This is a genomic window from Hallella bergensis DSM 17361 (assembly GCF_000160535.1).
In the GTDB taxonomy this organism is placed as follows: domain Bacteria; phylum Bacteroidota; class Bacteroidia; order Bacteroidales; family Bacteroidaceae; genus Prevotella; species Prevotella bergensis.
On the sequence record NZ_GG704783.1, the window covers coordinates 102,507 to 127,384 of the forward strand.

The 24,878-nt window shown below is 43.3% G+C and carries 33 protein-coding genes and 3 tRNA genes; 4 read left to right on the forward strand and 32 right to left on the reverse strand.

Annotated features, from left to right (window positions below):
- The 21 genes from HMPREF0645_RS10730 to HMPREF0645_RS10825 form a co-directional block, all read right to left on the reverse strand.
- Positions 1–417 (reverse strand): hypothetical protein, encoded by a 417-nt coding sequence (locus HMPREF0645_RS10730; protein ID WP_007175032.1) that lies wholly within the window; start codon positions 415–417, stop codon positions 1–3.
- Positions 414–710 carry a hypothetical protein gene (locus HMPREF0645_RS10735; protein WP_007175033.1) on the reverse strand — a complete coding sequence of 99 codons (297 nt, stop codon included), beginning with the start codon at positions 708–710 and terminating at the stop codon, positions 414–416. Before HMPREF0645_RS10735 ends, HMPREF0645_RS10730 begins: the two co-directional genes overlap by 4 nt.
- On the reverse strand, positions 701–1,024 hold the full coding sequence (locus tag HMPREF0645_RS10740) for a hypothetical protein (RefSeq protein ID WP_007175034.1): 324 nt from the start codon (positions 1,022–1,024) through the stop codon (positions 701–703). The genes HMPREF0645_RS10735 and HMPREF0645_RS10740 overlap by 10 nt, the downstream gene beginning before the upstream one ends.
- Complete coding sequence (locus HMPREF0645_RS14375; protein WP_007175035.1) at positions 1,021–1,338, reverse strand: DUF6706 family protein; 318 nt, start codon at positions 1,336–1,338, stop codon at positions 1,021–1,023. Before HMPREF0645_RS14375 ends, HMPREF0645_RS10740 begins: the two co-directional genes overlap by 4 nt.
- Positions 1,338–2,459: a hypothetical protein gene (locus tag HMPREF0645_RS10750; RefSeq protein ID WP_007175036.1), complete on the reverse strand. Its 1,122-nt coding sequence runs from the start codon at positions 2,457–2,459 to the stop codon at positions 1,338–1,340. Before HMPREF0645_RS10750 ends, HMPREF0645_RS14375 begins: the two co-directional genes overlap by 1 nt.
- A 15-nt stretch (positions 2,460–2,474) precedes the next feature.
- Entirely contained in the window at positions 2,475–3,068 is a 594-nt protein-coding gene (locus HMPREF0645_RS10755; protein ID WP_007175037.1) for a hypothetical protein, read from the reverse strand.
- A gap of 6 nt (positions 3,069–3,074) precedes the next feature.
- On the reverse strand, positions 3,075–3,737 hold the full coding sequence (locus HMPREF0645_RS10760) for a hypothetical protein (RefSeq protein ID WP_007175038.1): 663 nt from the start codon (positions 3,735–3,737) through the stop codon (positions 3,075–3,077).
- A gap of 171 nt (positions 3,738–3,908) precedes the next feature.
- Complete coding sequence (locus HMPREF0645_RS10765; protein WP_007175039.1) at positions 3,909–5,426, reverse strand: phage portal protein; 1,518 nt, start codon at positions 5,424–5,426, stop codon at positions 3,909–3,911.
- A 4-nt stretch (positions 5,427–5,430) separates the two neighbouring features.
- Positions 5,431–5,568, reverse strand: a complete 138-nt coding sequence (locus tag HMPREF0645_RS13690; protein ID WP_007175040.1) for a hypothetical protein — start codon at positions 5,566–5,568, stop codon at positions 5,431–5,433.
- Between the two features lie 146 nt (positions 5,569–5,714).
- Entirely contained in the window at positions 5,715–5,864 is a 150-nt protein-coding gene (locus HMPREF0645_RS14000; protein ID WP_156777919.1) for a hypothetical protein, read from the reverse strand.
- A 13-nt stretch (positions 5,865–5,877) separates the two neighbouring features.
- Entirely contained in the window at positions 5,878–7,149 is a 1,272-nt protein-coding gene (locus HMPREF0645_RS10770) for a PBSX family phage terminase large subunit (RefSeq protein WP_007175042.1), read from the reverse strand.
- Positions 7,133–7,675, reverse strand: a complete 543-nt coding sequence (locus tag HMPREF0645_RS10775) for a hypothetical protein (protein WP_007175043.1) — start codon at positions 7,673–7,675, stop codon at positions 7,133–7,135. The genes HMPREF0645_RS10770 and HMPREF0645_RS10775 overlap by 17 nt, the downstream gene beginning before the upstream one ends.
- A 192-nt stretch (positions 7,676–7,867) precedes the next feature.
- Complete coding sequence (locus tag HMPREF0645_RS10780) at positions 7,868–8,656, reverse strand: ParB N-terminal domain-containing protein (RefSeq protein ID WP_007175044.1); 789 nt, start codon at positions 8,654–8,656, stop codon at positions 7,868–7,870.
- Positions 8,613–9,320: a phosphoadenosine phosphosulfate reductase domain-containing protein gene (locus HMPREF0645_RS10785; protein WP_007175045.1), complete on the reverse strand. Its 708-nt coding sequence runs from the start codon at positions 9,318–9,320 to the stop codon at positions 8,613–8,615. The genes HMPREF0645_RS10780 and HMPREF0645_RS10785 overlap by 44 nt, the downstream gene beginning before the upstream one ends.
- Positions 9,321–9,498: 178 nt before the next feature.
- Entirely contained in the window at positions 9,499–9,888 is a 390-nt protein-coding gene (locus HMPREF0645_RS10790) for a hypothetical protein (protein ID WP_007175046.1), read from the reverse strand.
- A gap of 59 nt (positions 9,889–9,947) precedes the next feature.
- Positions 9,948–10,020: transfer RNA gene (locus tag HMPREF0645_RS10795), tRNA-Val, on the reverse strand.
- Positions 10,021–10,137: 117 nt separating this feature from the next.
- The gene (locus HMPREF0645_RS10800; RefSeq protein WP_007175047.1) at positions 10,138–10,389 is read right to left on the reverse strand and encodes a hypothetical protein; all 252 of its coding nucleotides are present in this window, start codon (positions 10,387–10,389) and stop codon (positions 10,138–10,140) included.
- A 39-nt stretch (positions 10,390–10,428) separates the two neighbouring features.
- On the reverse strand, positions 10,429–10,812 hold the full coding sequence (locus HMPREF0645_RS10805) for a hypothetical protein (protein ID WP_007175048.1): 384 nt from the start codon (positions 10,810–10,812) through the stop codon (positions 10,429–10,431).
- An 8-nt stretch (positions 10,813–10,820) separates the two neighbouring features.
- The gene (locus HMPREF0645_RS13015) at positions 10,821–11,630 is read right to left on the reverse strand and encodes a phage antirepressor KilAC domain-containing protein (RefSeq protein ID WP_007175049.1); all 810 of its coding nucleotides are present in this window, start codon (positions 11,628–11,630) and stop codon (positions 10,821–10,823) included.
- A gap of 455 nt (positions 11,631–12,085) precedes the next feature.
- Positions 12,086–12,418 (reverse strand): SH3 beta-barrel fold-containing protein, encoded by a 333-nt coding sequence (locus tag HMPREF0645_RS10820; protein ID WP_007175050.1) that lies wholly within the window; start codon positions 12,416–12,418, stop codon positions 12,086–12,088.
- A 12-nt stretch (positions 12,419–12,430) separates the two neighbouring features.
- Positions 12,431–12,658: a hypothetical protein gene (locus HMPREF0645_RS10825; RefSeq protein WP_156777921.1), complete on the reverse strand. Its 228-nt coding sequence runs from the start codon at positions 12,656–12,658 to the stop codon at positions 12,431–12,433.
- Positions 12,659–12,960: 302 nt separating this feature from the next.
- Between HMPREF0645_RS10825 and HMPREF0645_RS10830 the strand changes: the two genes are divergently transcribed.
- The 3 genes from HMPREF0645_RS10830 (at position 12,961) to HMPREF0645_RS10840 (ending at position 14,876) form a co-directional block, all read left to right on the forward strand.
- On the forward strand, positions 12,961–13,278 hold the full coding sequence (locus HMPREF0645_RS10830) for a helix-turn-helix domain-containing protein (RefSeq protein WP_007175052.1): 318 nt from the start codon (positions 12,961–12,963) through the stop codon (positions 13,276–13,278).
- A 62-nt stretch (positions 13,279–13,340) separates the two neighbouring features.
- The gene (locus HMPREF0645_RS10835; protein WP_007175053.1) at positions 13,341–14,042 is read left to right on the forward strand and encodes a hypothetical protein; all 702 of its coding nucleotides are present in this window, start codon (positions 13,341–13,343) and stop codon (positions 14,040–14,042) included.
- Between the two features lie 438 nt (positions 14,043–14,480).
- On the forward strand, positions 14,481–14,876 hold the full coding sequence (locus HMPREF0645_RS10840; RefSeq protein WP_245544028.1) for a hypothetical protein: 396 nt from the start codon (positions 14,481–14,483) through the stop codon (positions 14,874–14,876).
- Between the two features lie 51 nt (positions 14,877–14,927).
- Here the strand turns inward: HMPREF0645_RS10840 and HMPREF0645_RS10845 are convergent, their stop codons facing one another.
- The 5 genes from HMPREF0645_RS10845 to HMPREF0645_RS10865 form a co-directional block, all read right to left on the reverse strand.
- On the reverse strand, positions 14,928–15,332 hold the full coding sequence (locus tag HMPREF0645_RS10845) for a hypothetical protein (protein WP_007175056.1): 405 nt from the start codon (positions 15,330–15,332) through the stop codon (positions 14,928–14,930).
- A 228-nt stretch (positions 15,333–15,560) separates the two neighbouring features.
- Positions 15,561–16,766 (reverse strand): tyrosine-type recombinase/integrase, encoded by a 1,206-nt coding sequence (locus HMPREF0645_RS10850; protein WP_007175057.1) that lies wholly within the window; start codon positions 16,764–16,766, stop codon positions 15,561–15,563.
- Positions 16,767–17,002: 236 nt separating this feature from the next.
- A tRNA-Ile gene (locus HMPREF0645_RS10855) sits at positions 17,003–17,076 on the reverse strand.
- Positions 17,077–17,392: 316 nt separating this feature from the next.
- The gene (rpsT, locus tag HMPREF0645_RS10860) at positions 17,393–17,647 is read right to left on the reverse strand and encodes a 30S ribosomal protein S20 (RefSeq protein ID WP_044123610.1); all 255 of its coding nucleotides are present in this window, start codon (positions 17,645–17,647) and stop codon (positions 17,393–17,395) included.
- 28 nt (positions 17,648–17,675) lie between these two features.
- A tRNA-Glu gene (locus tag HMPREF0645_RS10865) sits at positions 17,676–17,747 on the reverse strand.
- A 107-nt stretch (positions 17,748–17,854) separates the two neighbouring features.
- Between HMPREF0645_RS10865 and recO the strand changes: the two genes are divergently transcribed.
- Positions 17,855–18,577, forward strand: coding sequence for a DNA repair protein RecO (gene recO, locus HMPREF0645_RS10870; RefSeq protein ID WP_007175059.1), 723 nt, complete (start codon positions 17,855–17,857; stop codon positions 18,575–18,577).
- Between the two features lie 462 nt (positions 18,578–19,039).
- Here the strand turns inward: recO and HMPREF0645_RS10875 are convergent, their stop codons facing one another.
- From HMPREF0645_RS10875 to murC, 6 genes are all read right to left on the reverse strand, one after another.
- The gene (locus tag HMPREF0645_RS10875; protein WP_007175060.1) at positions 19,040–19,219 is read right to left on the reverse strand and encodes a hypothetical protein; all 180 of its coding nucleotides are present in this window, start codon (positions 19,217–19,219) and stop codon (positions 19,040–19,042) included.
- A gap of 43 nt (positions 19,220–19,262) precedes the next feature.
- On the reverse strand, positions 19,263–19,718 hold the full coding sequence (locus tag HMPREF0645_RS10880) for a GatB/YqeY domain-containing protein (RefSeq protein WP_007175061.1): 456 nt from the start codon (positions 19,716–19,718) through the stop codon (positions 19,263–19,265).
- Between the two features lie 53 nt (positions 19,719–19,771).
- A complete protein-coding gene (gene ftsZ, locus HMPREF0645_RS10885) occupies positions 19,772–21,115 on the reverse strand; it encodes a cell division protein FtsZ (RefSeq protein WP_044123586.1) in 1,344 nt (447 codons plus the stop codon).
- A gap of 24 nt (positions 21,116–21,139) precedes the next feature.
- Positions 21,140–22,582 (reverse strand): cell division protein FtsA, encoded by a 1,443-nt coding sequence (gene ftsA, locus HMPREF0645_RS10890; protein WP_007175063.1) that lies wholly within the window; start codon positions 22,580–22,582, stop codon positions 21,140–21,142.
- Between the two features lie 17 nt (positions 22,583–22,599).
- The gene (locus HMPREF0645_RS10895; RefSeq protein WP_007175064.1) at positions 22,600–23,391 is read right to left on the reverse strand and encodes a cell division protein FtsQ/DivIB; all 792 of its coding nucleotides are present in this window, start codon (positions 23,389–23,391) and stop codon (positions 22,600–22,602) included.
- Positions 23,392–23,487: 96 nt separating this feature from the next.
- Positions 23,488–24,867 (reverse strand): UDP-N-acetylmuramate--L-alanine ligase, encoded by a 1,380-nt coding sequence (gene murC / locus HMPREF0645_RS10900; protein ID WP_007175065.1) that lies wholly within the window; start codon positions 24,865–24,867, stop codon positions 23,488–23,490.
- Between the last annotated feature and the right edge of the window lie 11 nt (positions 24,868–24,878).

The following is a 24,878-nucleotide window of genomic DNA, read 5'->3' on the forward strand; positions in this document are numbered from 1 at the left end:
TCAAATCGTATTTAAAACATTAAACAATAATCTACAATTAACAAAATGGCACTTCAAAGCTGTGTCCGCTTCAATAGAGATAGTATGTACCTCATAGTGATATGTTGTGTTTTTATACCTGCCAGTTACGCTTCTAAAGTCAGCTTTAGCCTTACGTTCAAGCTCTCTCAGCCGTATGAAATTGGCAACAGTGTCTATCACATTGCATGCGGTGCTGTCTGTCAGGTCAGGAACACATAAGTTGACTTCCACAAAGCATTTTTCCCAGTATTTTTCTGGCGTCTGCCCTTTGACATGGATAGCGATGCGCTCATCGGGCAGTTCCCCTGTGAGGGTTTTCCCGAAAGGCACAATCTTTATTCCAAAGCATTTGCAATCTCTGTAGAGAATATCAGCTATGTCGGTGGTTACTATCATTCAAATACCTCTTTCAGTTTCTTTTCCGCTCTTAACGCAGAACCGCTCAATACGTCAAATCCCTTTGCCTCTACATAAGAAGCATAGTCGGCAGTATTGCTTAGCGTGAGTCCATCCTTATCGGTTTCGTACTTATTGGAAGATTCGAGATTCTTCGTTCGGTTCTTGTAGGTGTGGTTTGCTTTGGCATCCTCAACGGCTTCTTCGCCAACATTAGCAATTGTACTTTCCACCTCTCGCTCGCCGTCCTCAAAGTATTTATCTACATCAGAAAAATCGCCGTCTATAACCATAATTCAGAATAATTGAAATAGTTGGTTTTCTTGGGGATATAGACCTTTCCCTCTCCACGCACGCAATTGCCTTCGAGACATCTTACCTCTGTTCCAGCTTTTATATTTACACGCATTTCGCATACTACATGATAATTCGGTCGGTACACTTCTCCATTGGCAGATTTGAACTCCTTTGTGGAGTTGTCATCACAACGACATTTGCACAACGTCTTCCAACTAACACCACCCGTATTAGGGATAGGATGCCCAAATTCATCCTCTTGAAGAGGTGTCACTACTTTTACCTGTAGAATGTGTGGAGCATACATCATAAGAATCGTATTTTAGGACTATTTGCATCAAGTTCGTTTCTCAATCCATATCGCTTGCACATTGCGTTATAGAAGCTCAAAAGCGCATCCTTGTCCCATGACATTGAGAACCCGCTTTCGCTGACTGACGACGGTCTGCTCATCAAGAAAGGAACATATTGCACCAAAGCAACAATGACATTCTCCAAGTTATCGAAACTTATGCAATCATCGAGTATCACATTGGCGCTGAATGATATATCTAACAAGTCAGCCTCCGACACCTGTATGCCGAAAGACTGAAACTTGTTTGATATATATTCCTTGATAGTCATTAACCCAGTTTTGAAAGGTCGGCGATAGCCATTTTGTTAGGAATGTTGATGTCAGGGATAGCCTCGAAACCATATTCCATAAAACGCCCCTCGTCAGTTCTCTTAGAGGAGATGAAGCCTCTTCCGCCTTCAATATCTTGATAAGCACGGCCGTCATTGACCTTGTCGGTCATTTCGTAAGGTTTCTTCCAGCGCATGTAGCCGAGCCGTGTTCTGTCGTTCATAAACGGCAGGAACGAAATCCTATCATCGGGGACGATATTCACGGACTCACTTTCGGAAACCTGTACATACTCATCCTTGATACGCACACGGAACGGCATGCCGACCGATTCGATAAGACGGTTCACCATATCCGGGGTAACAATACCTCCGGTGTTGAACTCCATGTCGCCAAACTTCATAGTGAACTTGCTTTGGAACTCCTTAGAAGCGGCAATGCGGGTGTTGAAAGTATGTCTGTTCATCTCTGCGGTGGCGAAAAGCATACCCTTTGTACGCACTTTGTCCACGAACTCCGTTTCAAGCCAAGAAAGAATGTTATCCTTGTCGGCAGAAGCGGCTGCCTTTGTGTAGATAGGCAATTTCATGTCGGAAACGGATACACCCTGCTTGTTAGCCTTGCCGTCTACCTTGGTAGCACCTTTGAAACGAAGCTCACCGAGCATGATGTCAAGGCGTTTCATTGGGGCAAGCATACACTGCCGCACATCGTCAGCCAAGAAGTCCACAATCTCGTCCATTTTGGCAGAGATTGCATCTCCATTGGTGGATTGGATATTCAGGGCGTTATACTCCTCAATAAGGACAGACAGACGCTCAAGACGGGTATTATCCATCTGATAGGCATCGCCCAAGCAAGCTACCTCGCCAAAACCTCTCGTGAGGGCATGACGCTTCCGAACAGGCTTTCCTGCGTATCGGTCGATAACAGTACCTGCGATGACACCGACCTGCGTCCCCATGTAGGTTTTGAAAGAACCGTCTGGGTTTGCTTTCTCGTAGACAAGATAGTCTTTCCAAAAAACCTTGTCAAGCTCGCCCATAGTAACAAGAGCACGGTCGATAACCGCCTTGATGAACTTCGGGCTGTTAAGTAATGAATCTATTGTGAATAACATATAACACTCCTTTCCTTAGATAAACATGAAACGTTCAGTGAGGGATGCCTTATCTTCCTCTGTGAAAGGAATGTAAAGGTTGTCCTCAATGATTGAATATGCACAACCAACCAACGCAACGGTATTCTCTTTTGCCAGGTTGCGCCAGCCGAAAGAAGCAAAGTTTGCCACATTCCTTGCTTTTGGGTCAGATGCGCCCTTTGCTTCCGGAAGCACCTTGCCGACCTCCAAGTCGGCTTTTGTTGCTGCCGTGGCGGTGATAACATCATAATCCTCGTTGGAAGTGTCCACAGACTTCACGGTAATAACATTCGTCCCGTCTGAGAGGAACATTCCTGCCTTGATGAAATCCAAGAACGGACACTTTGCTACTTTGATGGTCGTTGCGCCCGTGGTAGCTTTTTCTACCACCTTAACACGTAGACACACCGTTGCCTTGCGCTCTTTCTTGTCTCGGAAAAGAGGTGCAAGTTCGGGCAACCAACCCTTTGCGGGGAGATTACTCATATCCAAGTCCATACCACCGTCTGTGAGACGATAGACGGACTTCTCATCACATACCTCCCTTTCGATGGGAGGTGCTGATTCAAAATGAAATCCTGCTGCCATAATGATTTACTTTTTTTCGTTTTCTGTTTTGATAGCCTCGGTGCGCTTGTTGATGCCCTCCAATACACTATCCATTTCATCTTTGTGCCCACCGTTTCCCTCTTCGGGAGACTTGGCGAACTGGAAACCGCTGTTCTGCATCTCCTGTTTCAAGTCCGTGAAGTACTGGTTAAGATCTGCGTCTTCAGCGATTTGCTTGCCCTCATAGGCAAACTTAGGAATACCAAACGACTTCGCCACATTCTCAATCTGCTGACTACGGGTGTCCGCCTTTGTCTTAGCTTCCATGGCTGCCAACTTATCTCTCAAAGTATTATTGGAGTCAATAAGTCTCTGCGCCCATGCTGGCACTTCTTCTGCTGGCTTAGGTTGCGGAGTAGGTGCAGGCGTTTGTGATTGCTGTGGTTTGGTTTCCTCAATAGGCTTACCGTCCTTGATGTTGTGCTTCTTCTCGTAATTTGAAATTGCGGTCTTCTGCGCTCCATCAGCCCGATAGTCGCCATAACTGGTCAAAACGTCCTGAAAGGAGATACCCTCAACGATAGAGTTTACCTTGCTCTCGTCCGTTACTCCCTCCGACTTCTTGCTTGCAATCCGTTGGAGGGTGGCATCCTCAACCCCCTGGAACTTGGTTTTGAGACCTGCCAAAATTTGTTCGTAAATGTTCATACTTAAAGTGTTATCCTGAAACAATCTTTTGCTCAAAATTACACTTTATATCAAGGATTTTCGTGTTTCCAGAGTAGTTAAAAATGACAATTACTTTATTGTCATAAAATAGCACAAAAAATACCCCTGACACTAACGCATCAGGGGTTTCCGATTGATATTTTCAGACGGTTAAACTTCTTCTCCTTTTGGTTTTGATTCGGCAGGGCGTGTCTGTTGCCCCGTCTTTTGCCTTTGTTCTTCCTTGATTTGCTGAAGCTCGTCTTGCAACTCTCCATAGTTGGAACAGTAAGCAATTCCATGTTCAAGAGACCATACTCCACCGCTCACGGCAGCGGCTGCGGTGTTTACCTTGTCGCTCTCGCTGTCTATCATGAACGGCACAATCTCCGTCTCTATGTCAATGGTATGGCTGGCTTCTTCAAGCGATGCGTTCAATGCGCCAATGGCGGAAGTGAGGAAGTTCACACGTCGTTGGAAAAACGAGCCAAGCTCCTCCGCATGATTCTGCACTGCCATGTGTGCCGCCATGAAGACGTATCGAAACGCTGTTCCGCTCAATGCGTTGCCTACGCCTTTAAGCTGGTCGAAGGAGATGCGTGGCGTGTTGGTCAATCCGTATATCTGATTAAAGTATGTCTCAATCTCCACCTTGATAGGGTCGCTCGACTGGTTCCATGTGAGGTATTGAGCATTTGCACCATCCCCCGTGAGCTGCATCATGCGGTTTCTTGCATCGCCTGTAATGCTGTCGGGCTGCAAGTCACCAAAGAGCATAAGGAGTGGGAAAAAATGGTTGTCGATGCAGTCGGCATAACCGCTGAGACACTTTTCCAACCTCATGCGAAGCTGACGTACTTTTGCGCATAATGGCTCGGAGCGACTGGCATAGACGACTGGAAGTTTAGGCAGGTTGTGGGCAAATGAGCGTTCGGCATTTGCTTCCCACGTCTTGTCCAAGTTCCACTGATAAACCATCTTATCGGTGATAGTCATGAACACCTTGTGCTTGTTGCCATTGATGTCTGTCTTCTCATATTCACGGGAGAAAGCCACCATGTCGCCGCTGTTGTCAAAGAAAGGATAGAGTGTATCACCACGAAACGGAGACCACACCTGCGACTTCAAACGGTATTTCGGCAGCGTCTTGCCAAATAATCCTGCAACTTTTCGCTTGAGCTTCGCCCAAAAGCCATCGTCCTTAACGACAAACCAATATTCCGCCACATCCTGCTCTGCGAGCCACGAGCGTACAATCTTCCTATTTTGATATTTCAGCTTATTCTTCTTGAATACTTGTTTGATAGCTTCAAACACACCCTTTTCCTTATTATCCTCTGGCAGGCAGTCCAACGTAGGCTCTGTTCCGACAGTAAACGCAGTATGAATGTTTACGATATCCTGCTCGATGGGGAGTGCGATGCGGTTAGGCTCTTTCATCTCGTATTTGGCAGGAGTTTTAATTGACTTCCCTGTCTCGGGGTCAAACTTAACATCCTCCATTTTGACCAGCACCTTTATCTTCGGATAGAGTTCTGGCTTCATGATGTCATGGAGTTTTGGATTCCAGTCTGCGAGATTCTTGCCTGTGTCTGGCAGCGATGTGCGCCTGCCTTTCTTGAGATAGGCTATCTTTTGGTCGATGTCCTCAAGTGCGAGGATTTCATCTAATGTCTTTGGTGCTTCCATATCGTTATCCTAACTCTACTTTTGTAGTTTTTGCTAATTGTTTCGTATTCAAAGCTGCAATATCATCCATGCTAATAGCAACGGCTTTTAAAACATTGCCAACATTTTCTGCATATTTTAGTGCTAAAATATCCTGATCCATATCGTTATCCTTTCTTAATTATCCTGTATCGCTTACCATAGGTGTGTTCTAAATCTTTCATATACGAAAATGCTATATGTGGATGATTTGCTGAAAACTCATCACGGAAGCCAAATAAATCTTTGCTTTGAACTATATACATATCGTTATCCTGCTAATGTTACACTTTCAATACTATCAAAACGGTAATAAACTCTTACGGCTTGCCTTGCATCTTCTTCCGATTCGGCTTCAACTCTCGTTATCCTTTGCTTCCCATGTGCGGAAGACCAAGATTTCACTATATATTCCTTCATATCGTTACCCTGTTTATCTGGCGAACGCTGCTGCGATGTCGCCCTTTGGTTTTTGTATCTTACCTAAAAGTGTTGCTAAAACCCAGTAGCGAGTAGCATCAATTCCGTGATTCCATGCGTCTATCGGTTGGTTGATATAGTTTCCGTCCTTGTCTTTGTCCCAAACATAATTCAGAAACTCTTTTCTAAGATTGTACGACCTTTCGGTGACAAAGATATTAAGTGACTTCATTTTGTCTATTCCTGCGATGATTGAGCCTGCGCCCTTTTCAACAGGGTATATCTTTATACCTCCGTTATGTATTTCTTGCACAAGTCGTGGGTCTGCGCTGTCTGAAAAGACTTTCATCTCATATCTGTGCAAAGCCTTAATTAGGTCGGAAGAGAGCATACTTGTCCGATAAAACAACTCGTCAACATAAAGGTTGTCGTCTATCATTCCGCACATCATGGCAGCACTCACATCGTTCGTATAGCCAAAATCAAGACCGATTGCCACTTTTTTGCACCACTTCGGAAACTCCTTAACGACACCGATATGCTTGAATACTGCACCCTCTGCAACGTCTGCCCACCTACCCATGACGGTGTGAGCATACTTTTCGGGGTTGTTGGCTTTCATGTCTTCCACCTCGTTGATAAACTCCTGCGATAAATTCTCAAGGTTATCCAAGTAGGTGGTATGGATGTGCAACACATTAGGATGGGTGCTTATCTGGACAGGAACGCCGTCATACATCACCTCCTTATGCGTGTTTTCTATGAAACGTTTGTAAACCCAGTGGTTGTTGTCCGTTGGATTCATAACGATGATGATGCGGTTCTGTATTCCTTTTTGGCGTATGGAGAGCATAATGGTCTCGAATTCTTTCTCCGAAACCCATTCCTCTGCCTCGTCTACAACAAAGGTGGTAATTCCGTGAATGGACTTTAACTTTGCCGTCTGGTTGCCAGAACTTGTCTTGAGTCCTCGAAACATCACAGTACTGCCAGTCATTCGGTTGGTCACATCGGAACGGGTGGAACGGAAATACTTTTGTGTGCCGTCCAATTCAGCCTTTTCCAGGAATTCAGGGATAATGGAAATATTGGCGGAAACCATTGTGTAGCGGGTATAAAGAATCTGGTGCACGATCTTATCTATTGGTGTCATCTCAAACGTCAGGCGTTCAAGGAATGAAGACACAAAATGTGACTTACCACTGGCACGCCCACCTGTAATAAGGATGATGAACTTATCCTTGTTGGAGTATATAGGGTAGTAGACCTTATGCGTCTTTATCATCGCTCACCTCCTTTTCTATCCACTTGCCAATATCTATTCCATGGGTGATGTCCGTCGGAATATCGCTGTTTTCCTCCGCCTCCAGCTTCCCACTCTCTATACTTCGGTACATCTGCGAATGGTGTCTTAACCACATCTGCAAGGCATTGAGGTTGGGAGGGAGCTTGTGGACGGTTATCCTTTGCTCGTCCTGTATTTTGTCGCCTATCTTGTCAAAGGTGATGTCCTGTGCCTGTACTTTTCCAAGCCCCATTTCGAGTACCATCCTCCACACTTCAGGCTCTACACTCGCACGGGCGCGCGATAATACGTTGTTTATTTGTTCACTTCTTCTTTCGTTTTCCTCTTTCGACCATTGAGGGTAGCACCCACTTTTCATTGCGGAGAAAACGCTGGACTCCAAATCGATATCCTTTGCTATGACCTTATCCCAAATGATATGATTCTCCTGCATCTGCCTATCCGCACTCTCCCTGATGCGCTGGTAGAAGTAATCGCTGTCGTAATCATATTTTGGTTTTGCCATAACTTTTAACGTTTAATGTTTGTTATTATCGAATGTTTCGTTTATATTTGTAGTGTAAAATTCAGCATGGTAGAGACATGATAGTTTGGAACAGAGGAGGCGAAAGCCTTATGAGGGTGTCGATAGCCCCGCCATGCTGAGTTTTATACTTTTGAGTATTTTCTTAACTTAAATTCCTTTGCATCATATTTATTATTCTCCAAATTCTATTTTATGTGCGAACTCTTCTCCGTCCACATATTTATCTTCCTCCGTATATCCAAACTCTGCCATAAAACGTATTCTCGCTTCTGGAGTAGGGAAAGACAATACGACATAACTCAATGCTCCTCCATCTGAAGATTTCTGATTATTAATTCTGTCTTTAATCTTCTTTATTTCATTATGCCGCTTAATTTGGTTCTCTGGAGTGTCCTCGTAGAAGTTAACACTCCTGTCTGTCTTTCTATCCTCCTCCCCATCTTTTGAAGTGAATGCAAGATTTTGAAGATTGTTATTTTCTGCCGTTTCGGATTCATCCCAAGACAAGTCTGATATATCGGTTTCTTCAATGTCACCTACTCCAAGCATCTGCAAATCGAATTCATCAAGACCCGCGTTAGAGAAGTCAATATCCGACAACATTGTTTCCAGCATATCAGTATCAAATTCTCCCTGAACGCTACGGTTGTTCATGAAAATATTCTGTTCCTTTTCCGTCTTCTCGTCCAGTTCAACAACCTCAACCCTTATTTCATAGTCATTACGTCCGTCCTCATATTTGTTTACGTCATCCATGACAGACACACGCTGATGTCCACTGACAAGATTCCCAGTCGTCTTATTCCAAACAATTCCTCCAAGAAGTCCGATACGCTTTAAATTCGCTTTTAATTGCATCCTTGCTTCATTAGATATTTTTCTTGGATTGTAGTGAGCAAAGTTTATCTCGCTACGATTAATCGTTATTTGCTGCGGTTGTTTTATTTTGTTCTCTTTCATAATCAAATATCAGTTTTTCCGCAAATGGAAATTTCATTAACGTCTTTTTGTAGTCATTTGGATACTTCTTTTTCAACATAAGTAGCGTTGGCAGGTTTACACCAAACCCTTGGCTCACTTTCCCTTCTTCATATACAAATGGCATGATAAGATTTTTCCGATCAATATACCTTAGGACTTCTTTGTTAGTCCATAATGCAATAGGGTAAACCATTCCCTTGTCTGTGATATAGCCTGTTTTAGCGAACTTTTTAAGGCGCATACGCTTCATATAGCCGTCCACGCCTTTCATTCCGCTGAAACCATACTTTATTCCTGTTTGATCTCTCACATACTGCTCTACATCACCTACACTTCTTGTTTTAATATTTTCGTTAGGCTCACAGAAAAGCCCATATTTTTCAAAATAGTCGCTCTGATAGTGCTTTATCGTCCTAACTTCAACATTTTTATAGTGGACGTATGCCCAATGAATATAAGGGCGTATATGATCTAAGTTAGGTATGATGTACATATAATAGCATATCACCTTATTGAATTCATGTGCCAACATATCCAATAAAGCGATACCATCCTTGCCCCCAGCTGAATAGTATAATACGGCAGTGTCAGTTTCCTGCCTGACACGCCGTATTATCTCAATTGTCTGCAAGTACTTGTTCATTAGCCACCTGCACCAAAGGCAGCACGTAAATCTGTCCGTCTCATTTCACGGCTACCGAGTTGCGATCCTACGCCTCTACGGTTTGCCACAAGTCTTCCACCTAAACCTGCGCCATTCATATTACGGCGAGGTCCTGCGATTCTGTTAATTCTTGCTTTGACTCAGCTAAATATTTAAGTTAAACATTCTCAGTATCGAGTATTTTTCCAAGATGGTACCATACTTGACACCCTACATATTCAATCCCATTTTCTTCATATATTATATCATTGCCGTTTTCATCAGTAAAGATAATGAATTCGGCACGCTCTACCTCTACCGTAAGACGTGGCGCATCCTTACGTCTGCCGTTGATAAGATACAATGCGTCATACTCAATCGGCTGTACTTCAATATCCACCTCATCATCTGGTATGTCATCTTGTGAATCGTACACCTTGCCGTCGCATTTGAACTTCACATACTTCTTTTGATTACTTGGGTATACATAGCGATGTTCTACTTTCTGCTCACCTTTCATGATTGCCAGAAAGCTCTCTTTGTTGATTTGTAATGTCAGTTTTTTCATTTTCTTTTTCTGTAAAATTACTTAAAGTATTTGAGATTACCAACATCTTTGCATCTTAGTTGCGGGGGTGCGAATCGAACGCACGACCTTCGCCAAGTCAAAGCGACGAGCTTCCCACTGCTCTACCCCGCGATTTGATACAAAGATACGGTTTATAATACTGGTTAATAAACAATCCGCTTGTTGATATATGACAATAAGCGGATTGTCAGGTTTTTGTTTTATTAGAATGCTTGTATAGGCGGTTTGTCAAATAACCTTATACTGACTCTCGCTGAAGGTCATGTCGATACTTTCAGTCATAAGCTCATTTATAAGGTTTTTCATTATCACATAACCACTTGCGATCTTGTCATCGAATCCGCTTTCATAGCCAATGATATCTTCGTGTACCTTGGCAAGCTTGTCGTAACACTCATCAAGCATCTGCTTGCAGTTAAACAACTCTGCTGTTTCTTCGCTGAGTGCAATAGTTCTCGGGGTCATATCTTTTGTTGCCATAGATGTATAATTGTTAGTGTAAGTTTTTTGTGATAAATATTAGCCTCTCTTGTTAATCATGTCACTCATTTTATATGGGTCTCTCATTAAAGCGTGAGCATTCCATGTAATATTAAATCCCTCACTTGCCTCACTGAAGGCCTTAGAAGTGTCATTGTCACGAATAGCCAACATAGCATTATAGAATTTTTTGCCTATCTTGCATACTGTTCCCATTGAGACAACAACTGGCAGGTCTTTTAATCTAACCTCATAGTCTTCTATGTTGCTTTCTTTTGCTTTTTCTGTAGGTTTGCCGTATGCGTCCATCAAACCCTCATCAATCAGGCTTATTAACACTTCGTCTATCGTCATGTTGTTTTCTTGCGAGAGCTGCGGTATAGACAACACCACGCCTTTTTTGGCATTTATGTTTATTTTCATAGTTTATTTTATTTGATAGTTACTAATTGTGGTTCTGTCATGCGACCGCCGAACAAGTGGTTTATGTAGGCAAGCCCTTTCTGTGTTACAAGAACCTTTGCAACAACCTTTATAAGCTCGCCGTTATTATCGTATATGGGGTGTTCGGTCATCTCGAAATACTTGGCATCTACAAATCTCTGTTTTGGCTCGTTCTTCGATGCAAAGAATACCCCCGTCTCACGCAGGTTCTTGAATAAGGTGTTTCTGCCAAATCCAAGATTGAGAATTTTTGCAGCCATGCCGACATCCACCTTGTCTTTCATGTCAAACGCTTTTTCTGCAAAGGCGGCTTTTGGTTGCAGTTTCTTGATCTGATTGTCCTTTTGCTTGCTTTCAGCTTCAAGCCGTGCTTTTTCCGCACGCTCTTGTTTGAGCTGTGTAGCCATTCTGATAACAAGGCCTGGGTTATCCAGCATTTCGTCAAGCGTTGGCTGCGTGGCTGTCATACCGTATTTCAACAACTCTTTGATGCGGTCGTTGCACCATATTGCAAATGCAGGGCTAAGCCAGCGGGCAAATTCTAAGGCAACATCTTCGTGCATCCAAGTGCCACCACCACCATTGATACCACCCTTTTCAGTCTGAATTAGAGCGAAGTCCGATTTTCGGACATCGGTTAAAGTGGATAAAAACTCTTTTGTAGATGGCAGTTCTAACCACTTTGCAGGGCGTTTATCGAATGATTTTGCCATTTCAGTTGCATTTACCATTACATTCTTTCCGTTGGCAAAAGAAATCTTACTACCTTTGTAATCGTAAACAATTGGTGTATTCATATTTGAATATTTTGTTTATATTTGGGTGGTGTGGTCAGGCACCACCCTTTCTTTTTATAAAACAGGGGCAAAAACTAAGAAGTCTTGTTGTGGTATTCAGACCTCGAAGTTAATGCCCCTTTAAATTTCTTCTCTCTACCGCCGAATACCACTAAGGCGGGTTGTTTATTGCAAAATTAGCCTTTGCCCTAACAGGTGCCAAATTTCACTTAGATAAACGTTGCGTTAAATATTCTTAATTCGCTTTGGTTTCTTACTCTTCTTCTCTGTTTCGATTGCGTGGTCTACTATCTTATCCACCCACGCTGCTGTTTTTTCTAAATTCTTATCCATGTTATTTCATTTTAGTTTGTTACCTTTGTCGTGATTATTGTGCGTACGCTGTAGTGCGCCATAGTCGTATGAAAAATTGTTTATACGGTGGGCAGTGCGTGAGCATCGCCCACCATTTTATATCATGCCAGCCTTAAAAGGTTTGCAATTTTGAAACACCGCCATTCGTCCTTTTCTGTATCAAAGTACACCTGTACGCTATCGTTGCGCTTGCGGTTGTCAGTGCCTGCAACAGGCGGGATCTTATCACTTGCGAGCGTGCCGTATGCCTCTCTTATCTCACCGTTTACCTTGGTGAAGTAAAACTTGACGATACGCTTGCCCAGCTCTTTCTTTAACTTGGCATTGAGCCATGCCTGTTTCAAACCCTCGCTCATGGTGAATCCATACTTGCGAACAAATATCCACGCCATTCGCATGATGTTGCTTAACTGATTTTTGAATGTTGTTGCCATGGTTGTATAATTTTAAAGGTTCATGTTTAGCTTTTCAATATCTCTTGCGAGCCTGTCGGCTCTCTGCTGTTCATTGTCGGCAAATTCATCATTACCTATGCTTCTATAATAGTCTGCGTTTGCCGTTGCGTTTTCAAATGCTTTCTCTTTCTCTGTTATCATATGTGCGATAGCTTCTTTTCTGCTGCTTTTGATAACTTCTGTGAGCATGTCTGACTTTACAAGTTTTATTGTTGCCATAATAGTATGTATTAAATGTTTGACTTTGTTTCTTGCTCTTTCAGTCGTTTTTCTTTTAAGTGAGAAAGGCTCAAAGGCTTGCACGAAAATCTGTAACTCACTTGTGAACTAATCACATTGCAAATATATATCATAATTTTGATATAAACAAGTAAATTGCAAATAAATGTATCAATTTTTAGATACATTAAGAATATGACTAAGATCTGATAGTTAAATTAAATGTTGTTAATAAATATATCTTATATATGATACATTCTAAAACCTTTGCTATCTTTGCAACAAATCTAATATATTAGAATATGGATATATACATTAAAGATGTCATTAAAGCTAAAGGATTGCAATTACAACAAGTTGCGGAAAGGATTGGATATAAATCCTTACCCTCATTTTATAGGCAAATCAATTCTCCAGAAAGCATATCAATGAAGACGTTACTCAAAATTGCAGATTCTGTTGGATGTAAGGTTAATGATTTCTTCTTCCCGCCATCGGAGAAAATAGTAAATCGTAATAATTTCCTTGCCATTGTCAAGTACAACGGCGAGCTAAAGGAGGTTACTTCGGTGGAGGAGCTGGAAAAAATTGTCGGGGATCTGAAAAAAGAGGAGAAATAGTTGCACTTATGGAGCATAATCCTTACATTTGCGGAGTAAACGATTAACTAAAACCTTAAGTTATGTGTTATCTCTTATTATTTGTATTCTTTATTGCAATATGTTTTATTGTAGGATGGAATACATTAGGATGGGCTCTTGTTGCTGGCACTGTTGGAACGGTTCTCCTTATGATTATATTTGCTGTCCAGGACTCGGATAAGAAGAAAAAAGAGCAGGAGGAATTAAAGAAGCGGAATGCAGAACTTGCCAAACAAAAAGAACTGAAAAGACAAGAATATGAACAATTAAAGTCCGAACTTGTTGGAAAATATGGGCAGATAGACAAAGAAATAATCTTATCAGAATATAATTCAGACAATGCTATTTTAGCTTTTTCTAAGGGTTCAAGAATATGGCTCGCAGGAAATGATTTACCAATGAACAGCATTTTAAGTTGCAATCTCTCTGACAATAGCAAAACAATAAAAGGAAAGACTACAATACAATCTAAGACCAATACTGGTAATATGGCAAAAAGAGCTGTTGTAGGTGGAGTTTTATTAGGTGGGGCAGGAGCTTTGGCTGGTGGCGTAACAGCAAAAAAAGACGGAACTATCGTAAGTGAAGATGACAAAGTTTTTCACGATTATACAGTATTAGTTAATATCGATGACTTTTCAACCCCGATAGTTCGCCTGCATTGTGGCCAAAATGGGACACTTGCAAATGATATTATAGGATTACTAAATGTCATTATAAATCGAAACAGGAGCAGTCACTAAGACTACCCTTTGCTATTCCTCAATCTTTTCCGCATCTCGCAAAATTACTTATCTAATTCGCTTATCTAAGCGGTTTACGTTAAATTATGGTTAATTCCACGCCCATTTATAGTTAAATATATGATAAAATATATTATTTGATTTATTATATCGTATATTTGCGACATCAAATAAATTATCATAAGTTATGGGCAACCTTATATTAAAGCAGCAAAAAGATGCCAAAGGGGATAAAAACACCTTTGTATTGTCTGACGTGTCTAAGGATGAACTTAACAAGAGAAGAATATCCGTCTATCAATACTTGTTGTGAATATCCTCCCTGATTCTTATCCGTTCTGTCATATAAAAAATGAGAATATCAACAGGAATGGACATATACGAGACCTTTTGTATCACTTCAAATCAACTAAATCGAATTTAATGTATATCGTGCTTGTGGAACAATACAAGTATGATGTTTTTGCAGTGAAGTTTTATCCAAAGAAATGGAGAAACTCAAAAAACAAATACAGGCTATTAACAAAAACTTATGAGCCAAGGAGAATTATAAATACTTGTATTAACATTATGTTGAGTATTTATGATAAGAACAAAAATGCTTCATTCGGATTTGTTGGTGCTAACAGAATCGGCGAAAGTATTAAGGAAACGAAGAGATACAAAGTATATTCCACCATTATTGCCACATATTTCAGCGATCAGCTTTTTTACCATAAGGAAAACAAGGATAAAAGTGCATATTTGCTTATAAATAACAACTCGCTATCCAAGAATCCGTCACTGATAAGAGACATAGAGGAGTTTTTCATAGATCAATATAATTTTGACTAAAATATTGTAGGTTAAAATTTTTAATGAGTACTAAAATATAAGGCTGCCTTTTTACTTTCCCAACCTCTCCATCACCTCGTTCAGCAATGTATCCACATTGTGCCTAAAATCATCATAGGTTGTGTAAAGAATGAGCAGCTCTGTGCAGTTGTTCGATATAGAGGTTACAGAATACACTCCAGTTGTCTTTGCTATGGCATTACGTAGTCCTTTTGGCATCTTTCCCCCAAAAAACTTATTGGGGGAATACAGATAAATAGCCACAAATATAAACTCCTTGCGGTCATTCACCGTAATATCATCTCCCTTGATCCCCTTAAATATCTCATAAATCTTTGGTATTAAAGCCAAGTCTTTCAGTCGTGGAGATGTTGCCAATTCATTGTCTACAATAGCCTGACGAAGTGCTGTGCGTGCCTTTTCAATTCTCTTAATGGTCTCGATTATTTGTTCCATAGATTGCGGTTTTCCACAAAAATATGGCAAACAATCAATACTGCAAAATTTCACTTAGATAAATCTTGCATTATTCTATTGAAATACAATAACAAAAATTGAGCAATAAGGTGTGTTATCTACTGTGTTACCTGCTGTGTTACCTTTTTAATTTAATCTCTGCAACTATCTTGTTTCTATATAATTATAAATGTGCTTACTGTGTTAACTGCTGTGTTAGTTGCTGTGTTAACTCGTTTTTAATACATAGTCTAAAACTTTTATATTTGCTTCATTGATAGCCTTAAAGTCCTTTTTGATATACAGCTCTGTCACTCTTAAGGCTGGGTCGGTGTGGTTGAGCATATCATTGACAATATACTTGCTTATCCCCACGTCATTCACTGCTATGGTTGCGAGCGAATGTCTTGCAGCATAGAATTGCAGGTTATCTACTCCTACTTCACGGCCAACTTCCTTTAGTCCAATATTAACAGCTTTATTGAATGATTTCATGTCGTAATACCGCTTGTGGAACTCAAAGATACGTTCGTCATCACGATATTTATTAACTATGTGCATTATGCAGGGCGGTACATCTACCTGTATTTCAGCTTGGTCACTTCTCCTGTCCTTTGTCTTTGTACGGTTATATATAATGGTCTTTCCATCAAAATTCGTGGCGTTATAAAGGTCTGCAGTGTTGATTCCCAACAGACAAAATGATAATTTAAAGCAATCGAGTGCCAAGTCACGCCTGTTATATATTCTTTTTACACCCTTGCATTCATAGGAAAGTGCAAATATACGTCTTATAGTGTCCACGTCCAGCGCTCTTTTCTTGGCTACGCTCTGACGGACAGGCTTATATCTGTTCAGAGAGTGTTTGATACGTATGATACCATTGTCCTCGTCGTTATAATACTCTCTTGCGGCATTGAATATCACTTTGATATATAAGGGATAAGAGGATTGTGCTCTTGGGCGGTCTTTAAGGCTGCTCTCAAAGGATTTCATGGACTTCGTTGTAACTTCTTGGCATAGGATATCTTCACGTCCACAGAAAGCCTTAAATGCGTTTAATGCTGTCTTGTAATTCAATATTCCTTTCTTGTCCGAGTGGGTATCCATCCAAATTTCTGCGAAATCAGTAAAAGAGATATCACCAACTTCCCTCTTTTTCAACATATAATCGATAATCGTATCAATGTCAATATCATTAAATTCGAGGTTAAGCTCATTTACCCGTTCTCTGAATACTTTAATTATTTCATTGCACTTATCAAGGATAACAGCATTTTTTATTTTATAAGATGCTGTCATATCTTTTTTGGTCACATACATTGTCGTAGGTATAAACCTAACTTTCCCACTATGTGTGAAGCGAATAACAACGTTCCATGTGCCGTCTGCACGTTTGTTTCCTCTTTTTATAACAGCTTTTAGTGTTGCCATATCTATTCAGTTAATTTTAAGTCAATATTCAGTCAATATTTTTAATCTACTTGTGTGTTTTAAAACCTACTTGTACAGTTCATGATAATAACATTAGGAGAATATAAGCTTATGTTTTTTTGCTTCTTGCGTATCATTTTATATAAAAAAAAGAGACGGAAATCCTTTATTATTAAGAACTTCCGCCTCTTGTGTATCATCATGGACTCTAACTGTGAATACCATGATTTTCAGTGTGGACCAGCCTGGGCTTGAACCAGGGACCTCCAGATTATGAGTCTGTTGCTCTAACCAACTGAGCTACAAGTCCAAATTTCTAATAATGCGCAGTCAATAGTTGATGACTGACCAGTTTAGTGGTGCAAAGGTATTGTTTTTTAACTGAAAAGCCAAACTTTTTTGCTAAAAAGTAGCTAAATAAGATTTAAGGACGACAGAATGTCGAAAGTGTGTCATTAACAGGTCGGATTCATCTGAGCGATTCCATTAACGAAAAAGGGTAGGAGAATCGTAACCAAACGATATTTGGATAATTATCTTTCATATCAGGTGTGCGAAAATAACTTAAGGTCGCATGTCCAGAGGACATACGACCTTGTATAGTGTAACCAGCAAGAAGCTAGAGTTTATCCGAGTTTGCTGATGTGGAGAGACAGGCTTGATTTCAGGTTGGAAGCCTTGTTGGCATGGATTACATTGGTCTTGGCCAACTTGTCCAACATCTTCTGAACAGCCGGGAACAGCTTGGCAGCCTCGTCCTTGTCTGTGGTTGCGCGAAGCTTGCGCACGGCATTACGCATGGTCTTTGCATAGTATTTATTGTGCAAAGTTCTCGTCTTAGTCTGACGAATTCTCTTTACTGATGATTTGTGATTTGCCATCTTAAATTTTTTCTTTTTATTTCTGTTGTAGTCGGTACGGGACTCGAACCCGTGTGGCAAGAATGAAAATCTTGAATCCTAACCTCTAGATGAACCGACCGTTGGGGTTTATTAAGCGGGTGCAAAGTTAAGGCTTTTTGTTCATTTTGCCAAACTTTTTTCAATATATTTTCTCTAAATGCCTGACTTTTCGTAATTTTGCCCTGTATGGAAGTCAAAACCAGAGCTTTGGTGCTTCATGCACTCAAATTTGGGGATTCGCAGATGATCGTTGATCTGCTTACCCGGGAACAAGGGCGTGTGTCGTTTATTTGTTACATCCCCAAAACGGGCAGGGGCAAGGTGAAGAAGCAGTTTTTCCAGCCACTTACCTTGCTAAACCTTGTATATACCTACAAGCCGAATCATAGCTTGCAACGCTTTTCTGAGATTAGTATCTCGCAACCCTATGGTTCGTTGCCGTTTGATGCCTACAAGCTTTCGATAACGCTTTTCATATCAGAGTTTCTTACCTATGCCACACGTGGCGAACAGGAAAACACGCATTTGTATGACTATATAGAGAGTAGCATGATGTGGCTTGACAATGTGTCGCGGTCGTTTGCAAACTTCCATTTGGTGTTCATGATGCATCTTTCCCGTTTCATTGGGTTTTTCCCCAATCTTTCGGACAATGTGCGCGGGGCGTGGTTCGACCTTCGCGATGGCAGCTTTTCGCTTGTTTGCCCTTCTCACGGCGACTACCTCAGCCCAAAGGAGGCTTCCGTTATCGGACTGCTCATGCGCATGAACTATGACAACATGCACCTTTTCCGTATGTCGCAGGCCGAGCGCAACCGTTGTGTTGAAATTATATTGTATTATTATCGGTTGCATGTCCCTAACTTTCCGGAATTAAAGTCGTTTGAAGTGCTCAGGACTTTGTTTTAATAGTTGGTTATGGGTGTACATCCCTGAATAATTTATTTTTGTCACATTAACCAATTATTTTTATTCGATTTGACGACAAATGATTTGTCACGGGTGTTTCATATGCTAATCATTTGCAGATAGATGCTTTATTCCATAAATGCTAATGTCCTGCAAATCTTGCATGCGCGGTTGCCTTTCTAAGCTTATTTTATAGTGTATTGCGTTCGAAGTACAAGTGGCGTGCGTCCGAAGAACAAGCGTATCGCGTTCGGAATACAAGTGTATTGCGTTCGATATACGCTGGCATTTTAAGAAGCAATATATTCAAACAGAGGCCATCCATTTGGGTTATGCCCGTTAATGGATGGCCTCTGTTTGTGATTGTGTTCATTTTACCCGCATGTTTTATGATGAGCGGGTGTCGCTCCGTGGTTCTATATGGCAAGGATCGACTTGGAAAGTAGGGCTTGCTCAATAGACCTATTCGGCCGGAGCCCACTTGCAACGCACGGGAGAAACGATGGCGTTCTCCTTTTTCAGCTGAGTGAAGGCCTTGTCTACTTCCTTGCGGTCAATACCTGATGTTTTGGCCACTTCGCCGGCTGACATCGGCTTGCCGGCCTCACGCATAACTTGTAATACTTGTTCTTTTGTTTCCACAATTATTGAATAACTACAAGATAATTGTTTTTTACTGGCACGACTATGCCAATAATTTCCGAACGATAGCGGATATGGTTTTGCCGTCAGCCTTGCCCGCCATTAGTTTGGTGGCCATGCCCATGACCTGACCCATCTGCTTCATGTCGGTGGCACCTATCTTGGTAATAATGTCCTTGATTTGTGTCTCTATTTCCTCTTCCGAAAGTGGCTGGGGGAGATATTCCTTGATGACGGCTACTTGCGCCAACTCGGCATCGGCAAGGTCTTGCCTGCCGGCACTGGCGTAGGTGGCTGCACTGTCTTCTCCTTGCTTGGCCAGCTTCTGAAGAATTTTTAGGGCGGCGCTGTCTTCTAAGGTGTCGTTGGCACCGGGGGCAGTTTTGGCCTCTATAAAATATTTTTTGATGTTGCGTAAGGCTTCCGTGCGCACTTTGTCGCGTGCCTTCATTGCCGTGCGGATGCCGCTGCTGACTTGGTCGAAGAGTAGGGTAGACATATTTTTTTGTTCTAAGGGTTATCAAATTAAAGGAGAGGGATGACGAATTCTGCCTATACAAAGCTTATCACTCCCTGTACGGTGTCTTGTCCGGATTCGCTTTCCGGCTTGACGTTGTTGCCGCTTGCCTGGTCACGAATTTCGTTGAGCATCTGGCGTGTACGCTTGTAGGTTGGCGAATTGTCCACGGCCAGTATCACGTCTTCATTGTCAAGGTCGTCCTGACTGAAAATGTAGATATGCGGACGGCGCTTGTATTGAGTGGTGCCGGTGTCGCTGCCATAGTATCGGTTGCGGCGCTCTTGGCGCTCGGCTGCCTTTTCCTCTTCCTCGGCAATGCGGTTGGCTTCTTCCTGCGAGTGGCGCCCACGGCATTCGATGGGTTCCACATCTTCGACGCCGAAGCCGGTGGCAAGGATGGTCACCTTCACTTTCTTCCCAAGTTCCGGGTCGGTGGCTACACCCCATTTTATTTCAAAGTCGTCGCCAAACTTAGCCATGAAGTCGTTCACGTCGTTCATCTCCTCCATCATAAGACCTTGCTTGTCTTGCTTCTCATCACAGAAGTTGATGGAAAGCAGGATTTTCTTGGAGTTGAACACGTTGTTGTCGTTGAGTAGCGGCGAGTTGAGCGCATCCTCAATAGCTTTGCGCACCCGGCCGTCACCTTCGCCAAATCCGGTGCTCATGATGGCCACGCCGCCGTCTTTCAACACTGTCTTCACATCGTTGAAGTCGAGGTTGATGAGTCCATGAATGGTGATAATTTCAGCAATGCTCTTGGCTGCCACGCTCAGAGTGTCGTCGGCCTTGCCAAAGGCATCAATAAGGGTGAGGTCGGGATAGATTTCGCGCAGTCGTTCATTGTTGATAACGAGTAGCGCGTCTACATGCTTGGACATTTCCTCTACGCCGTCGAGAGCCTGGTCTATTTTCTTCGGCCCTTCGAAACGGAACGGTATGGTCACGATTCCAACGGTCAGAATATCCATTTCCTTGCTGACCTGGGCAATGATCGGGGCGGCGCCCGTACCTGTGCCACCGCCCATTCCGGCGGTGATGAAAGTCATTTTCGTCCCGTCGCTGAGCATTCTTCGGATATCGTCTATGCTGTCGAGTGCAGCTTCACGCGCACGTGCCGGCCGGTTTCCTGCCCCCAGTCCTTCCTTGCCCAACTGCAGATGGACGGGCACAGGAGAGTCGTTGAGAGCCTGGGCGTCGGTGTTGCACAGCACGAACGATACGTCGTGGATGCCCTCGCGATACATGTGGTTCACGGCGTTGCCGCCACCCCCGCCTACACCAATAACCTTGATAATACTGTTTTCTTTTTCCGGGTCACCAAAATCAAGGATTGACGGCTTTTTATTCTCGGTGTTATTGTTATTGTCTGGCATAGTTTCTATCATATTCTTTGTTCTTTATTTGTCATCTTCCTCATCGTCTACCATTTTCTTGAAGAAGCTCTTGAGTCCCTTCAATGATTTGTTGACGATGGAGTTCTCACGTTTGGCCTGGCGTATGGCCTCTTCCTCGGCTTCCCGCTGTTGCTCCCTTTCGCGTTCTTCTGCCTGTTTCTGCTTGCGTTCCTCTTCAGCAGCTTTCTCTGCTTCGGTCTGCACAATGCCCTTGCCGGATATCTCGCTCAGTGAGCGTGGTTCCTTGGAGGTCTCGGGTTGTGCTGGTTTGGTATCTCCGCCAAATAGGTCTTTGCTGAACTCGTCGCCTGCACAGTTCATGTCTCCTTTGATTAACAGTCCCATCACGGTGCACAAGGTGCTATTCTTAGCGGTGATGGCAGGGTTGTTGGAGTTCACGGTGTGGTTTACAAAGTTTGCGTTTCTGATTTTCTCAATACGTGTGTAGTTGCGGAAAGCCTGCTCGATATTGTGCAGGTTTGAGCCACCGCCGGTGAGGATGATACCTCCAAGCAGCTTGTCGTAGTATTCGTTGGGCACTTGATGCCACACGTTTTCGATAATCTCCTGCACGCGGCTCTCCACGATATCGACGAAGGTGCTCATGTCTACATTGCGTTCTGCATCGATGGAGTAGGTTTTGTTCTTGTCTATGTCGTTGGCATCGGTGTATGCGCTTCCATATTTCAGCTTCATCTTCTCGGCATCGCGGTCCTCCATTTGCAGGGAAGAGATGTCCTTGGTGATGTTGTTGCCCCCAAGGGGAATGACGGCGAGATGGCGCAAAATATTCTTGTAATACACGCAAACGGTTGTGGTGTCGGCCCCCAAATCTACCAACACCGACCCACCGCGCCGCTCGGCATCGGTTAGCACGGCATCGGCAAGGGCGAGGGGCGAGAGATACATTTCAGCAATGGCTATGCCTGCATTGTCGAAGCATTTGTTGATATTGCGGTAAAAAGTCTTGCGCCAGAGAATGTTCAGGAAGTTGCCTTCAAGGCGCGAGCATTGTATGCCTACGGGGTCGGTTTGATACTGGTTGTCGAGTTTGTACTCTTGTGTGATGGCATCGAGAATCTCTTGGTCGGGATACTGCATGCTGCGGTTGGCATCCATCAGTTCGTTCACCATGTCCTGGGTCACGATAGTGTCTTGTGGCAGTTCCTTGACGTTTGTGTTTCTGATGCTTCGGATCGACTGTCCGCCAACACCAACATATACGAGTGCAATCTTCGCTTTGAGCGTTGTTTCCAGCTTTTTCACGATGTTGGTGAGCTTCTGAACGGTCTTGTCGATGTTGTAGACTACACCTTTGCGTATGCAGGTGGAGGAGTCCTCCTTCACAACGGCAAGCACGCTGATGCTTCCGTCGAGGTTTTTCCTGCCTGCAATGCCGGTCATCTTGGATGAGCCTAATTCAATTGCTACTATAAATTCTGCCATGGGTATATAATAATTATCTATTCAATGTGTTTCTTACAAATGATTTGGTTGTCGAACTCGATGTTGATATACTTATATTTGTTCCACCCGGCTTGTGAGAGTCCATATTTGTAGAACTTCTCCAAGCGATCCATTTTCTTGTTTACATAGTCGGCGATGAGTTTCTGCCGCATGTTCACATATTTGGTTTCGGGCAGCTGGCCGATGTACACGATATGGTTTCCTATGCGCGGAACAAGTTCCACACCCCTGTCGGGCAGTACGTTTATTTGTACGATCTGGTTTTTCCACAATTCGTTCGACATCAGACATTCGGCCAGATATGAAATATAGTGACGTGCATACCACTTGCTGATATAACCCGTTGTGATGATCAGGTCGCTCGTATAGTTCGAGTTAGGCATCACGCTGTGTTTGTCGTCGATGTAATAGTCTTCACCGTTAATAGCTTTGATGCGCAGTATGGGCATGCGCTGCGTCAGTGAGATGACCACGTGCCCATCCTCTGTCTTGTAGCACTCTGCATTTTTTACGAATGGACTTTGCTCAAGGGTCTCCTCAATGACTCGGGTATTAACGTCTTGCATGAGTTTCGACAGTGGGTAGAGTCGATTCTTCTCGAGTCGGTTCTTGATTTCTGCAGCACTGATAAACCCGTTGGTGGCCTCATCCTGGATGTTGATATTCACCTTGGTGCATACCCGCTGAACCACATTCGGCTTGCCGAAGGCGGAAAAGGCAACGATGAGATAGCCTCCCAGGATAATATCGGCTGTGACGATGAAGGTTTTTTTCCAGTTGATATGCATGGTTTGTATTGAGGATGGGGTTTGTGCATTGGGTAAGTTGCGAGGTGGGGCATTTGTTCGAATCCCTGACTATCCTAACTTTTTGTTCCCTAAGCCTTATTTCCTTTTTTCTATAATCTGTGCGATTTGTGTCGCATAGTTCTCCAAGTCTCCGGCTCCCAGTATGACGAGCACATCGAAATCTCGGTTCTTCACGAAGTCGGGGAAATCTTCCTTGCGAATCATTTGTTTCTCCACGCCCGGTTTGATGTTGTCGAATATGATTTTCGATGTGATGCCGGGGATGGGCTGTTCGCGTGCTGGGTAGATATCGGTGAGTATCACTTCGTCGAAATGGCTGAGCGAATTGGCAAAGTCCTGGTAGAAGTCTCGGGTACGGGTGTAGAGGTGGGGTTGAAAAATTGCAGTAATCTTTCGGTTGCCATACAGTTCTTTCAGGCTTTTGGCGCTTTGCAGAATTTCCTTCGGGTGGTGTGCGTAGTCAGTGAGGAACACGTGTTTGTCATTGCGAACCTTGAAGTCGAAACGACGATCCACGCCACGATAGGTCTCCATGCCGTATTTAAGTTCGTTGGCTGTACAGCCGTTGAGTTGTGCCATAGCCATGGCTGCCACACCGTTCTCGATGTTGATGGGTATGGGATGTCCGGGTTTTATGCCCGTGATATTTTCAATGGGGGATACGAAGTCGAACGTAATCTCTCCGTCCTCAATCACGATATTCTCTGCGTGAAAGTCTCCCTTGTCGCGACTGTAGGTGTATGTCTTTACCCCGTCCTGCACGTTGGCCTTCATCTCCAGATCTGTATGGATAATGAGTGCGCCGCCCGGTCTGATCAGTTCTGTGTAGTGTCTGAAACTTTCTAAGTAGGCCTCTTTGGTGCCATAGATGTCGAGGTGGTCGGGGTCGGTGGACGTAATGACCGTCATCCAGGGTGAGAGCCAGTGGAACGAACGGTCGAACTCATCCGCCTCAATGACCACGAAGTCGCTCGAGTCTGAGAGAATATAGTTGGTGCCGTAGTTTTTGGAAATTCCGCCCAGAAATGCATTGCATTCCACGTGGCTCTGGTGCATGATGTGCGCACACATGGTCGACGTGGAAGTCTTGCCGTGTGTGCCAGCCACGCACAGCCCCTTGTGGGTGCGCGTGAGTGTGCCCAGCACTTGGGCGCGTTTCTGAACCTCAAACCCATTGTTGCGGAAATAGAGTAGTTCCTTGTGGTTGTCAGAGACAGCCGGGGTGTAGACAACCAGACAAGTCTCCTTGTTTCGGCAGGCGTGAGGGATGTCGTCCACGTTTTCTTCATAGTGAATGAGCATGCCTTCATTTTCCAGTTGGCGTGTCAGGGCAGAGGAAGTCCTGTCATATCCGGCAACGACCATACCCTTGCGGATGAAGTATCTGGCGATGGCACTCATGCCGATGCCACCGGCTCCTATGAAATAAACGGCTTTGATATCTTTAATTTCCATTGTCTTTGTTT